Source organism: Micromonospora sp. RB23 (assembly GCF_053585025.1).
This window is the reverse complement of record NZ_CM132111.1, coordinates 4,103,934-4,117,424: the sequence shown is the minus strand read 5'-3', so window position 1 is coordinate 4,117,424 and position 13,491 is coordinate 4,103,934. Positions and strand designations below refer to the sequence as shown.

General features: G+C 71.8%; 9 protein-coding genes. 3 read left to right on the top strand and 6 right to left on the bottom strand.

Annotated elements, in window-relative coordinates; translation table 11 throughout:
* Positions 1–48: 48 nt before the first annotated feature.
* Complete coding sequence (locus tag ACTFTM_RS19000) at positions 49–810, bottom strand: SDR family oxidoreductase (protein WP_449561814.1); 762 nt, start codon at positions 808–810, stop codon at positions 49–51.
* 177 nt (positions 811–987) lie between these two features.
* Here ACTFTM_RS19000 and ACTFTM_RS18995 point away from each other — a divergent pair, with 177 nt between their 5' ends.
* A complete protein-coding gene (locus tag ACTFTM_RS18995; RefSeq protein WP_449561813.1) occupies positions 988–1,869 on the top strand; it encodes a helix-turn-helix transcriptional regulator in 882 nt (293 codons plus the stop codon).
* Positions 1,870–1,878: 9 nt separating this feature from the next.
* Here ACTFTM_RS18995 and ACTFTM_RS18990 read toward each other — a convergent pair whose 3' ends face one another.
* On the bottom strand, positions 1,879–3,762 hold the full coding sequence (locus ACTFTM_RS18990) for a Xaa-Pro dipeptidyl-peptidase (RefSeq protein WP_449561812.1): 1,884 nt from the start codon (positions 3,760–3,762) through the stop codon (positions 1,879–1,881).
* Positions 3,763–4,080: 318 nt separating this feature from the next.
* Between ACTFTM_RS18990 and ACTFTM_RS18985 the strand changes: the two genes are divergently transcribed.
* Positions 4,081–7,431, top strand: coding sequence for a S8 family peptidase (locus tag ACTFTM_RS18985; protein ID WP_449561811.1), 3,351 nt, complete (start codon positions 4,081–4,083; stop codon positions 7,429–7,431).
* Positions 7,432–7,480: 49 nt separating this feature from the next.
* On the opposite strand, the gene ACTFTM_RS18980 is transcribed toward ACTFTM_RS18985, so the two are convergent.
* Both ACTFTM_RS18980 and ACTFTM_RS18975 read right to left on the bottom strand, forming a co-directional pair.
* Complete coding sequence (locus ACTFTM_RS18980; protein ID WP_449561810.1) at positions 7,481–7,966, bottom strand: DUF2231 domain-containing protein; 486 nt, start codon at positions 7,964–7,966, stop codon at positions 7,481–7,483.
* Positions 7,967–8,065: 99 nt separating this feature from the next.
* The gene (locus ACTFTM_RS18975; protein WP_449561809.1) at positions 8,066–9,079 is read right to left on the bottom strand and encodes an SEC-C metal-binding domain-containing protein; all 1,014 of its coding nucleotides are present in this window, start codon (positions 9,077–9,079) and stop codon (positions 8,066–8,068) included.
* Between the two features lie 117 nt (positions 9,080–9,196).
* On the opposite strand from ACTFTM_RS18975, the gene ACTFTM_RS18970 reads away from it, so the two are divergent.
* Positions 9,197–11,266 (top strand): phosphocholine-specific phospholipase C, encoded by a 2,070-nt coding sequence (locus tag ACTFTM_RS18970; protein WP_449561808.1) that lies wholly within the window; start codon positions 9,197–9,199, stop codon positions 11,264–11,266.
* Positions 11,267–11,371: 105 nt separating this feature from the next.
* Here the strand turns inward: ACTFTM_RS18970 and ACTFTM_RS18965 are convergent, their stop codons facing one another.
* Positions 11,372–12,607: a HEAT repeat domain-containing protein gene (locus ACTFTM_RS18965; RefSeq protein WP_449561807.1), complete on the bottom strand. Its 1,236-nt coding sequence runs from the start codon at positions 12,605–12,607 to the stop codon at positions 11,372–11,374.
* A 47-nt stretch (positions 12,608–12,654) separates the two neighbouring features.
* Positions 12,655–13,491: an aldo/keto reductase gene (locus ACTFTM_RS18960; protein WP_449561806.1), complete on the bottom strand. Its 837-nt coding sequence runs from the start codon at positions 13,489–13,491 to the stop codon at positions 12,655–12,657.

The following is a 13,491-nucleotide window of genomic DNA, read 5'->3' as shown; positions in this document are numbered from 1 at the left end:
CTATCTTCCTAGGATGGCTTAGAGGGTGTGTCCGCCACCACCCGGGTGTCAGCGGTCGCGACCGGGAAGCGTCGCGAGGGCCTTCGAGCGCTGCGCGACGAGGTCGGCGTACGTGCCGTCGCGCTCGGCCCAGCGGTGCATGTGTACGCCCTGCACGAGGATCTCGTTCGGGGTGGGGTTCGCCGCGAGCAGCTGCATGACCTCGGTGGCGAAGTCGTCGAGCGGCAGCGCGCGCGGGTTCACCTTCTCCTGACCGGCGATCGCGACGGCCGGGGGGACGAGTTCCACGACGTCGACGCCGCTGCCGGCGAGCTGCGCGCGCAGCGCCTCGGAGTAGGCGTGCACCCCGGCCTTCGAGGCGGCGTAACTGGGCATGGGCGGGAACGGCAGGAAGGCGATGCCGGAGGTGACGGTGATGAAGGTGCCCGCACCCCGGCCGACCAGATGCCCGGTGAAGGCGTCGATGACCCGGATGGTGCCGACCAGGTTGGTGTCGATCGTCGTCTGCGCCGAGTCGAAGTGCGCGGGGTCGCGAAGGTCCTCCATCAGCATGACACCGGACATCGTCACCACCGTGTCCAGCTCGGGGTAACGGGAGAGCACGGCGTCCCGGGCGGATGCGACAGAGGCGCCGTCGGTGACGTCGATGCCGAACGTGCCGAAACCTTCCGCGGCGAGTTCCGCGAGGGCCTCGGGGCTGCGACCGCCGACCGCCACGGTGCTGCCCGCCGCGGCGAACCGCCGGGCCAACTCCCGCCCGATACCCGAGGTGCCGCCGACGATGAGAACTGTGCGGTTGGAGAGATCCACGAGATCTTCCCTTCGATCCAGAGGGCGTCGGCGCGTGAACTCGCGGGCGCGAACAGTGCTGCCGAACAGGGCGATCACAAGTCTCGACCGGGCCTGGGGGAGGTGGCAGGGCCCCCGTTTTCCCAGGTCCCACCAGGGCCCCCTCTGCGGCCCGCGCGCCGCACTACCGTGGTGACCATGGCGGAAGAGGAGTCGGGCGGCCACCGGCTGGGCAGCTACCTGCGGGCCCGGCGCGAACTGGTCTCGCCGTCGCAGGTGGGGCTCCCGACCGGCGGCAGGCGCCGCGTGCCCGGCCTGCGACGCGAGGAAGTCGCCCTGCTCGCCGGGATCAGCCCCGACTACTACCTGCGGCTGGAACGGGGCCGGGACAAGAACCCCTCACCGCAGGTCCTCGAATCGCTCGCGCGCGTCCTGCAACTCGACGACATCGAGCGGACGTACCTGCTCGACCTGGCGGCGGCGCGCCCGAGGGCGCCGCGCCGCAAGCGGTCCGAGCACGTACCGGCGCGGGTGTACGAGCTGCTTGCCCACCTTCAGATCCCCGCGTTCGTCGAAGGACGCGCCTTCGACGTGCTGGCCTCCAACCCGATGGCCGTGGCGCTCTCCCCGCGCCTGCGGCCCGGCGAGAACCGGCTGCGGTCGCTGCTGCTCGATCCCGAGGAACGAGCCTTCCACCAGGACTGGACGAAGGCCACCGCCAACTTCATCGCCGCCCTTCGCGCCACCATCGGGGACGACATCGACAATCCCCGGTTCGTCGAGCTGGTGGGCGAACTCGCGCTGTCCAGTGAGCGGTTCCGCGCCCTGTGGGCCCGCCACGACGTCCGCAGTCTCGACGGGGGCACGACGACGGTGCACCACCCCGTCGTCGGTGACCTACGCCTGCACCGGGACAAGCTCCCCATCGAAGACGTCATCCTCGTCGTCTACTACCCCGACAAGGACAGCGACAGCGACGAGAAACTGCGACTCCTCGCCGCGCTCGCACACACCGGAGCCGCCGACGACCAGACACGGGTGGGGCGGCCCGACGCGTCGTCGAACCGCCCCACCCGTTGACGGAGCCGGTCAGAAACCGAGTACGCCCCGCCCGCCGACCACGGGCAGTCGCAGCTCGCTGTCGTTCGGGGCCACACGCAGCTCGGTGCCGCCCAACGGCAACAGGGTGTACTCCTGGTCGCTGGAGAAGACGACCACGCCGATCCGGTGGCCCGCCGGGAAGACGTAGTCCTTCGGCTCCATGGTCCACCGGTAGTCGTACAACTTGCCCTGATTGACCGGCGCGGTGCGCGCGGCGCTGACGCGGTTCTGCGGGTCCATCCAGCCGCGCGTCACCACGACGGGCGCGACGGTCGATCCGGCGGGCCCGTAGTCGACCAGGTACGCGGTGAGGTTGGCGTCCGGCTTGTTGTCGATCGCCATCCGCAGCCGCATCTCGGGGCGGCCGGAGATGCGGACGCTCCGGGTCAGCGCGGGGGAGCGGTAGGCGAGTCGGTTGGCGCTGGCCGTGTCCGGCTCGGCCACCAGCGTGTCCGGGTGGATCGTCCGTCCCTCGTCGACGAAACTCTGCTCGACACGGGCCTTCGGCGGCTTGCCCGTGGTGAGCGCGCCTGGCGCGGTGGCGTCGGTGGCGGCGAACCGCAGCCCGACCTCGCGTGCGGCCGGGTCGGGCCAGTTGGCGTACGTGGTGTACGCCCGGTCCTCGCGCTGGAGCACCGCCGTCGGCTCGTCCATGATGCCGTTGCGTACGTTCCACAGCCAGTAGTCGAACCAGCGGTTCTCGGTCTGCTTGTACGTCCAGGTCTGCCCGCTGGGCAGGGTCACCGAGGCGCTGCTGCCCGGCCCGCCGTGCCCGCCCTGGTGCAGCCAGATCTTGCGCGGCACGTGGCGCTTGGCCAGCTCGTCCCACCAGCCGGCGAAGTGCTCGGTCTTGACGTTCCAGTCGTTGAGGCCGTGCACGACGAAGACGCTGGCCTGGACGTTGCGGGCGTCGAGGTAGTCGCGGTCGCGCCAGAACGGCGAGTAGTCGCCGGTGATGCGGTCCTGCTCCCTGGTGAGCTGCGCGAGCTCGTCGGCGCAGGGCCCCTCGGCGCGGGCCTGCCCGGCCGTGTACTGGGCCAGGATGTCGAGGTCCTCGCCCTGGAACGTGCCGGGCGCGACGACCAGGCCGTTGGCCCGGTAGTAGTCGTACCAACTGCTGATCGCCGAGACCGGCACGATGGTCTTCAGGCCCTTGACCCCGGTGGTGGCCACCTGGTTGGGCAGCGTCCCGTTGTAGGAGACGCCGGTCATGCCGACCGCGCCGGTGGTCCAGCCGGCGGTGACCGGGGCGCCGCTGGCGTCGTACGCCGTGGCCCGCCCGTTGAGCCAGTCGATGACGGCCTTGGTGCCGAGCGTCTCGGCCTGGTCGCCGCTGGTCGGGCAGCCGTCCGAGTCGCCGGTGCCGACGCTCTGGCCGAGCACCACCGCGTACCCGCGCGGCACGTAGTAGTCGTCCAGCGAGCCGGGCAGGTTGGCCTTGGCCTGGGCGCGCTGCGTGCCGGCGTCGAGCGCACGTCGGCCGGCACGGTCGGTCAGGCCGTTCTGCGGCAGGTCGTCGACAAGCACGCTCGGGTACGGCACGTCGCCCCAGGTGCCCTTGCGGTACGGGCTGTGCTCGAAGATGACCGGCACCTTGAAGCCCTCGGTGGCGGTCTCCCGGGGCCGGGAGATGTCGATGGCGACCCGGTCCGGGCGGCCGTCGTGGTCGGTGTCCACCGGGGTCTGGACGTACACCCGCTCCTCGATGGCGTCGGCGAGCGAGAACACCGGCTGGGTCATGCCGTCGGCGACGACGATGCCGGTGGGCGCAGGCGCTGCGGGCTGGGCTGCCGCGGGTGTCGGGGTCGCGCTCAGAACGAGTGCGCCGGACACGCCGACGCTCAGGAGTGCCAGATGACGGGGTCGACGCACGCGCGTCTCCCTTCGGTCGGGCTGGTTGCCGGGTCTCGGCAGGGGCCAGTCGCGAAGATCCATTCGTCGCCATGCTAGGTGCGGGTGGCGTCGGCGTCGATCCCTTCGGGTGGTCACCTCCGGCCGTTCCGCGGATCGGGATCGCGGCGGTAATCGAACCGACATCGAATTGGGTAGGCCGCCGACACATGGCGGAAAACGTTGTCTCGGCGGGAGAAAAAACCCTCGTCGCGGCCTCCCGAAGATCCGCCACACCGACCTATGATCTTGCAAATGTCGCCCAAGAGGCGCCATTTGTCCACATGAGACAGGAGCGACATGCTCAGGAAAACACGCTGGCTGCTGGCCGTCGCCGTGACGGCCACGGCGCTGACCGCCGTGCCCGGCGGCACCGCCACGGCCGGCCCCGGCGGTATCGCCAGCACCGACACACCCCGCACCTCCAGCGACGGCACGACGCACACCGTCACCCTGCTGACCGGCGACGTGGTGACCGTGCGGAGCACCGGCACCGGATGCCCGCAGGCCACCGTACGGCCCGTCGACGCCAACGCCGTGATCCGGCAGAGCTGCGGCCCGGACGGTCACCTGCACGTCGTCCCCGCCCGCGTCGAGTCCCAGATCGGTTCGGTCCTCGACCCCGACCTGTTCGACGTCACCGCGCTGATCGCCGACGGGTACGACGACGAGAACACCACCGAGCTGCCCGTCATCGTGCAGCCCGCCACCGCCTCCGCCCGGGTGGCCGCGCTCGCCGACGTGCAGGCGCTGTCCAGCATCGGTGCCGTGGCCGGACACGTACCCAAGAAGAGCCCCGCCACCGCCAAGCTCGCGACGAACTCGCTGCTGGCCGGGGCGAAGAAGGTCTGGCTCGACCGCAAGGTCCGCGCCACCGCCCTGCCCGCCGGCGCGAAGCCAGCCGGTCTGGACCGCAACCTCACCCAGATCGACGCCCCTGACGCCTGGAAGGCCGGCTACACCGGCAAGGGCGCCCGCGTCGCCGTGCTCGACACCGGCGCCGACTTCAGCCATCCAGACCTGGCCGGCCGCGTCGCCGAGCGGGCCGACTTCACCGCCGAGGGCGGTGACGCCGTCGACCACAACGGCCACGGTACGCACGTAGCCTCGACCATCGCGGGCACCGGCGCGGCCTCGCACGGTCAGCGTCGTGGCGTCGCGCCGGACGCCAAGCTCGTGATCGGCAAGGTGCTCGACGACCACGGCTCCGGCGAGGACTCGGGCATCATCCTCGGCATGGAGTGGGCGTCCACCCGCGCCGACGTGATCAACATGAGCCTCGGCGGCAGCCAGGCCGACGACGGCAGCGACCCGCTCTCGCTCGCCGTCGACGCCCTGAGCAGGCAGACCGGCACGCTGTTCGTCATCGCGGCCGGCAACAGCGGCGCGCAGATCTCCTCGCCCGGATCGGCCGCCACCGCGCTCACCGTCGGGGCCGTCGACCGCGACGACAAGCTCGCCGACTTCTCCAGCCGCGGACCGCTGATCAACAACCACGTGGCCAAGCCGGAGCTGGTCGCGCCCGGCGTCGACATCGTCGCGGCCCGCGCGGCCGGCACCAACCTCCAGGACCCGATCGACGAGTACTACGAGTCGCTCAGCGGCACCTCGATGGCGACGCCGCACGTCGCCGGCGCCGCCGCGCTGCTCGCCCAGCGGCACCCCGACTGGACCGGCGAGAAGATCAAGGCCGCCCTGGTCGGCGCGTCGGACCCGCTGACCGGCATCGACCCGTACGCCATCGGAGCCGGCCGCCTCAACGCGGCCCGTGCCCTCGGCGGCCCGACCAGCGACCAGCCGGTGGTCAACCTCGGCACGTTCGCGTACCCGCAGTCCGGCACCAGCGCGACCACGCTGAGCTGGACCGGCGCGACCACCCCGGCCACGACGGTCCTCGACCTGGACGTGGCGATCGTCAACCACGACGGCCAGAGCGTGCCGCGCGGCGCGGCGGCGCTGTCGACGAGCCGGGTGACCCTCAAGCGGGGCGCTACGGGGACGGCGACCCTGCGGATCAACCGCGCGGCGCTGGCCAGCCGACCGGGCCTCTACCTGGCCACCGTCACCGCCCGCGCCGGCCGCCACGTGGTCGCCACCACGCCGGTGAGCTTCTACGTCGAGCCGCCCAGCTACGACCTGACGATCCACACCAAGCCGATGCCCGGCCTGCGGGACGGCGCGGACACCTGGATCAACCTCATGGTCGCCAACCTCACCGACCCCCTGCTGTTCTGGGGCGGGGGCGGCGGCACGCCCGGGGAGACCTTCACCCTGCGGGTGCCGGCCGGCCGGTACTCGGTGCTCGGCGCGTCCGTCGCCTACTACGTCGACAGCGACGTGCAGGAGAGCACCCTCACCGCGGCGGGTGACCTGGACGTGCGCGGACCGCGGACCGTGACCCTCGACCCGGCGCAGGCCCGGCCGGTCACGGCGACCGTCGACGGGGCGGCCACCAGGACCACCCGGACCGACCTCACCACCTTCCAGACCGCGGTGAACGGCCTGCCGTGGTGGCACCAGATCAGCGGATTCGGGGTGGCGACGGCGATCCGCAGCGTGGCGATCCCGAAGCCCACCATCGGATCGCGGCGCACCTGGGCGGCCGTCAACATGGACTCGCCGGCCGGCACCGCGAAGCCGTACCGCTACAACATCGTGCACGAGTACGTCCACGGCGTGCCGGCCGACCCGTCGTTCCGGGTGACCCGGGCGGAGCAGGCCCGGCTGGCCCGCATCGACGAGCGGTTCCACCAGACCGACTCGCCGGAGATGTACACCCTGCTGGTCCGCACGGGCTCCACCCCTGACGGGGTGCCGGTGACCCAGACCTACGAGGGGCCCATGCCGGCGAGCCGGACGTCGTACCTGTCGCCGGAGATCGTCTGGGCCGACGAGGGCGTCTACGGCGGCCTGCCGGCCCTGGAGGCGCCGCGCCAGTACCTGCCGGGCAGTCAGCAGTCCAAGGTCTGGGCGCGGCAGCCACTGCACTCCGACTGGTACGACGACCCGGCCGGCGACGGCTGGAGCTGCGCCAGCCCGCCGTCACGGACCCGGGGCAACCTGCACCTGGACATGGTGACGCTGACCGACCAGCACCAGCGCGCCGACTGCCTCCAGGGCGAGGCGATCGGCGTGCAGCGCACCCTGTCGCTGTACCGCAACGGCAAACTGCTGGAGCAGAAGCAGGGCCCGATCGGCGACTTCACGGTGCCGCAGGCGATGGCCGACTACCGGCTGACCTTCGACGTCGACACCAGCCTCATCCTGCCGATCTCCACGAAGGTCACCACGTCCTGGACGTTCCGGTCCGCCGGGCCGGACGGGACCGGCAGGGTGCCGTTGCCGCTGCTCGCGGTCGACTACACGCTGCCGATGGACCACGACAACCACCCGGTCGGCGGAACCGCTGAGCTGGCCGTCCGGCAGGCGCACGGCGTCAAGGCGCAGAAGGTGACGTCGATGCAGGTGTGGACGTCGACCGACGACGGCGTCACCTGGACGTCGGCCCGGGTCACCGCAAGCGGTGACACCTACCGGTTCGACCTGCCGAAGGTCGCCTCCGGGCAGGCCGTCTCGCTGCGGGTCAAGGCCGCCGGCAACGGCGGGAGCGGTATCGAGCAGACCGTCATCCGGGCGTACCACGCCGGCTGACGGGCGACGTGGTGTCGGCTCGGCTGCGGCCGGGCCGACACCACCGCCGTCACTGACCCTCCCAGACCGCCTTCGCGCCCGAGTCGCCGGTACGGACCACGTAGTACACGGCGACGGCGGCGGCCACCACCGACAGCACCTGCAACGTCACGGTCACCGCCCGATTGGCGGGTACGCCCTCGGCGGCGCGCGGCGGCACGAAGCGGACCAGGGCCAGCGCCACGATTCCCAGCGCGATCGACGCGTACAGGGTCAGGTCGCCGAAATCCTGGTGCGCCTCCAGCTTCGGGACGAACTCCGGGGTGACCCGGTTCGCCGAGCGCAACCGCTCGAAGAAGGCGTCCCCGGTGAGCTTCGCCAGCAGCGCGCAGACGGGCGCGCCGACCGCGAGCAGCGCCAGCACCCAGCGCGTGTGCGGGCGGATCGGCGCGACCAGCGCGTAGGCGATCGCCAGGAGCGCCAGCAGCGGCACGAACACGACCGCGGCGTGCAGCACGAGCGGGTGGGCGGGGATGCCCTGGAACTCTTCGAACATTCGGCGACTCCTCCGGCCATGGCGGATCTCGATGATCCGAGGCATGGAGGCTATCGGTACCGCACGGGCGTGCCCAGAGCGTGTGCGCTGATCCCCCGCTCAGCTCCGCGACCGCGGCAGGCAGTCCTTCTTGTACTTCAGGCCCGACCCGCACCAGCACGCGTCGTTGCGCTCGGGCGGCCAGGGAACCCGGGCGGCGGGCCGCGCCGACACCTCGGCCGCGTAGCCGGCCCGGATCGCCGCGTCGGTCGCAGCGCCGTCGCGTCGACCGGCGAACGCGTCCAGGCCGGCCGCGCTCGCCCGGTACACGCCCAGCCCGGTCCGGCCGGCGCCGGTCAGCCGTACCAGCTCCTTCTCCAGTCGCGCCCGGTGCGCGTCCCAGTCCGGCCCGTACACGTCGGTCAGCTCGGGGTGGCCGGCGAGCAGCTTGTCGAACTCGTCCCGGGGGAACAGCAGCAGGTCCGACGCGCCGCCCTGGCGCTCCGCGACCTGGCGGACGAGCTGGTTCTCCAGGCGGTCGGCCAGGTCGTCCTGCCGGTCGTGCGGCAGGTTGAGGTTGCGGCGTACCCGGTGGCGCTGTTGCAGCAGCAGGAACAGCACGCCGGGCGCGTCCGGCGGACCGACCTCCGGGTCTGCGGTGGTGTCGCGCTCGCCGAGCAGCGTGTCGACGGCCTCGCTCAGCCACGTCTCGGCGGTCGACGACCGACCGACGGCGTCCAGCGCCGCGCTCAGGTAGGCGGGCACGTCGGGCTGCGTGAGCAGCAGCGGCCGCAGCGCGGTCAGCTCGGCCATCGCCTCGTCGTCCCGGCCGCCGGCCTGGAACATCACCCGGGCCCGCAGCGCGCGTGCCACGCCCGCCCGGGGGTCGTCCACCGAGGGGTACGCCGCCAGCGCCTGGTCCGCGTACCGTAGGGCGGCCTCGGTCCGGGTCCGGATCCGGGCGATCTCGGCGGCCAGGGTGAGGGCGTCCCCGGCGTCGTCCGGATCCTGGAGCCGGCCCTGCTCGACCGCCTCGGCGATCTCGGCCGCGACACCGAGCGGGTCGGCCGCCCCGAGCGCCGTGCGTCGCAGTTCGGCGAGGTCAGCCTTGGTGAGTACGTCTCTCGTCGGCACGATCTCACGGTACGTCGGAGGGCTCCCGTCCGGCCCAATTATGGTCATCTGCCGTCAACCCGCCCTCGATAGCGTCCGGTCGCCAGTTTCTCGAACAGATTTCACAAAGGCGGAGTAATGGGCACGGTGGATCGGCGTACGTTCCTCAAGGCGATGGGAGTTCCCGCGATCGGCGCGGCGCTCCCGCTGGATCTCAGCAAGGCGCTCGCCATCCCGGCGAACAACCGGACCGGCTCCATCATGGATGTCGAGCACGTGATCATCCTGATGCAGGAGAACCGGTCCTTCGACCACTACTTCGGCACCATGCGCGGCGTACGCGGCTTCGGCGACCCGCATCCGGCGACCCTGCCGTCGGGCAAGGACGTGTGGCACCAGCCCGACGGCGCGGACGAGCTGCTGCCGTTCCGTCCCGAGGTCCAGAACCTCGGCCAGACCTTCCTGCCGGACCCGCCGCACGGCTGGAACGACGGGCACGCCGCCTGGAACGGCGGCCGGTTCGACGGGTGGGTGCCGAACAAGGGTGTCACGTCGATGACGTACCACACCCGGCAGGACCTGCCCTACCACTACGCGCTCGCGGACGCGTTCACCGTCTGCGACAGCTACCACTGCTCGCTGATGGGGCCGACGGACCCGAACCGCTACCACATGTGGAGCGGCTGGGTCGGCAACGACGGCAAGGGCGGCGGCCCGGTCATCACCAACGCCGAGGCCGGCTACGACTGGTCGACGTACCCGGAGCGGCTGGAGCGCAACGGGATCTCCTGGAAGATCTACCAGGACGTCGGCACCGGCCTGAACGCCGCCGGCTCCTGGGGTTGGACGAACGACCCGTACATCGGCAACTACGGGGACAACTCGCTGCTCTACTTCCACCAGTACCAGAACGCGCAGCCCGGCACGCCCCTGGCGGACCGCGCGAAGACCGGCACCGAGATCCGCACCCAGGGCCGCGACCCCGAGGCGCTGCTGGCCGACTTCCGGGCCGACGTCGAGGCGGGACGCCTGCCGCAGGTCTCCTGGATCACCGCGCCCGAGGCGTACACCGAGCACCCGAACTGGGGGCCGGCGTTCGGCGCCTGGTACATCTCGCAGGTCATCGACATCCTCGCGTCGCACCCCGAGGTGTGGAGCAAGATGGCGCTCTTCATCACGTACGACGAGGAGGGTGGCTTCTTCGACCACGTGGTGCCGCCGACGCCTCCGCAGACGCGCGAGCACGGACAGTCCACCGTGCCGACCACCAACGAGATCTTCCCCGGCGACGCCGACCACCCGGCGGGCCCGTACGGCCTCGGCGTCCGCGTACCCATGGTCATCGTGTCGCCATGGACGCGTGGCGGCTACGTCAACTCGCAGGTCTTCGACCACACGTCGCTGATCAAGTTCCTGGAGACGCGGTTCGGGCACGGCCGGCCGGACCTGGTCGAGAAGAACATCACCCCGTGGCGGCGTGCCGTCGTCGGTGACCTGACCACGGCCTTCGACTTCCGGCACCCGAACCGGTCGCGCGACCTGACGCTGCCGGACACCGACGACTTCAAGCCCGACGACCTGGTCCGGCACCCCGACGAGATGCCGGTGCCGCCGGCCGACCAGCGGCTGCCGAAGCAGGAGCGCGGCGTACGCCCGGCGCGGGCGATCCCGTACGCCCTGCACGCCGACGGACGCCGGGGCGACGGCGAGTTCCGGATCGAGTTCCGCAACACCGGCGGCGCGGGAGCGGTCTTCCAGGTCCGCGAGGCCGGCAGCACGGCCGCGCCGCGCAGCTACACCGTCGAGCCGGGCAAGCGCCTGGCCGACACCTGGAAGAACCCCTCCGGGTACGACCTGTCGGTGCACGGACCGAACGGCTTCTTCCGCCGGTTCGCCAGCGGCCGGTCGGATCTCGACATCACGCCGTCGGTCGACGAGCGCGGCGACAAGCTCGAACTCACGCTCACCAACCGTGGGCCGAAGCGGGTCGAGGTGACCGTCCGGGACGGCTACCACTCCCGGCCGGTCACGCTGTCACTGCGCCCCGGTCACACCGAGCGCGCCACCTGGCCGCTGGCCCGCACGCACGGCTGGTACGACCTGACGGTCGTCGCAGCGGGCGACCCCGGCTTCGCGTACCGCTGCGCGGGTCACGTCGAGAACGGCAAGGACAGCATCAGCGACCCGGCCCTCGGCGGGCTCGTCTGACCCCTTGCCCCCGCCGATCTTGCACTTTCGGTTGTCGATATGGCGGTGACGCCCCAGATGTCGGCACCGAAAGTGCAAGATCGGCGCAGTGGGGGGCGGGTTTTGTTACGAGGTTCGAGTTAGGTAGGCGCGCATCTCCTCGCGGGTTCCCGGGAGGCCGTAGGCGCTGACCAACTCGATGATGTTGCCGAAGTTCTGGCCGTCGATCAGCCAGGGCTCGGTCGACCGGGTCAGCGTCTCGGCGAGTTGGCGCTGCCGGGGAGTCAGGGCGTCCACCGGCGTTTGCGCCGCCGGCGGGCCGTCCGGGAACGCGAGCGGCAGCGCCGCGCCCAACGTCGTCAACGACCGGTCGCCGCTGACAGTCGGCAACCGGTCGAGCAGCGCGTCGAACGCGCGGGCGGCGTGCTGCGGACCGAGCTGTCGCAGGGCGAGCGCCGCGTAGCCGCCGAGATCGCCACCGAGGAACGGCACCCACTCACCCTCCACCGGCTCGGCCGGGACCTCGCCGGATGCCGCCGACGCCCAGCCCAACAACTCCGCGACGGTCGCCGGGTCGGCCGCCGCGCCGAGGACCCGAGTCCGACCGATCGCGGCGGCCCAACGGACCAGCGGGCGCGCATCGGTCAACCACCGGACGTCCGGCGCGGCGCCGAGCAGCCCCGAGGACACCAGCATGGTGGCCACCTCACCGGGCGTCGCCGCGACGTCCATGGCGGGGTCGAGCGCGCGGGCCAGCGCGGGCACGCTGCCGTCGGCCTCCTCCGGAAACCAGGCGAGGAGGTACGCCGCGACCAGGCGCACATCCGGATCGGAGTGACCCAGCAGGGCGCGGAACACGGGAACCCCGGCGCGTACCGCGTCGTAGGTCGCCAGCGCGACGTACGCCCACAGCCGGCCCTGATCCGCCTCGGACAGCGACTCGACGTAGAGGTACTCGACGTACTCCTTCTGGGTCTCGTCGCCGCCGGTCCACGGCGGCGGCTTGGCCGCGAGCAGCGCGCGCCCGCCCTCGGCGGCCCGGCGGTACTCGGCCACCGGGAAGCCGTCCGGTAGGACACCCTCGTCGTACCCGACGGCCAGGGCGCTCAACAGCCCGAGTACCGCCGCCGGGTCCGGGGTGGCCGCATCGGTGAGCATCTCCAGCAGGAACGGCACCGCGTAGGCGCTCGCCTCGAACCGGGTGCCCTGGTGGAAGACGTTCCCGTAGAGCTCACCCAGGGCCTCGTCCCGAACGGTCGCGTCGGGCGAGAGCAGAGCGCGCAGTTGGCCGGGCACGTCGTCGGCCGCCCCGTAGGCGTGGCCCAGCCGCGCCCAGTCAATGTCGTCAAGTCCGTCGAGCACGCCGACATGCTCTCCCGTGGCGGTGACAGTCCGGTGTGCCGGGTCGGTCAGAACTCCTCGTACACCGCGGGGTCCTGATCCGACAGCCGCCCGTCCGGGCGGCCCAGCGCGGTGATGGCCTCGACCTGCGCGTCGGTGAGCGCGATGTCGAAGACAGCCAGGTTCTCGGCCTGCCGCTGCGGCGACGCGGCCTTGGGCAGCGGAATCACCTGGCGGGCCACGTGCCAGGCCAGGATCGTCTGCGCGGTGCTGACGCCGTGCGCGGCCGCGATCTCGGCGATGACCGGGTGCTGCCGCAGGTCGTTGCCGTGCCCGAGCGGACTCCAGCCCTGCACCAGGATCCCGTGCTCCCGGTGGTAGTCCAGCGCCTCCCGCTGCGGGAAGTACGGGTGCACCTCGATCTGGTTCACCAACGGGGCGACCCCGGTCTCGGCCACCAGCCGGTCGATGTGCTCGGGCAGGAAGTTGGAGAGCCCGATGTGCCGCACCAGACCCCGCTCGCGCGCCTCGATGAGGGCCCGCCACGCCTGCACGTACCTGTCGACCTTCGGGTTCGGCCAGTGGATCAGGTACAGGTCGATCCGGTCGAGGCCGGTGCGGAACACGCTCTCCTCGATGGTGGTCAGCGCCTCGTCGTAGTCGTGGTGCCGCCCCGGCAGCTTCGAGGTGACGATGAGGTCGTCCCGGACGCCGCCCGCCTCCCGCACGGCCCGACCGACCGCGCCCTCGTTCTCGTAGTTCACCGCCGAGTCGAGCAGCCGGTAACCCGCCCGGATCGCGTGCCCGATCGCGTCGACGCCCGCCGAGCCGTTCAGCTGGTACGTGCCGAGCCCGATCGCCGGCAGGGTCGTGCCGTCGGCGGCGCTCAGGTGCGGAATCGTCAT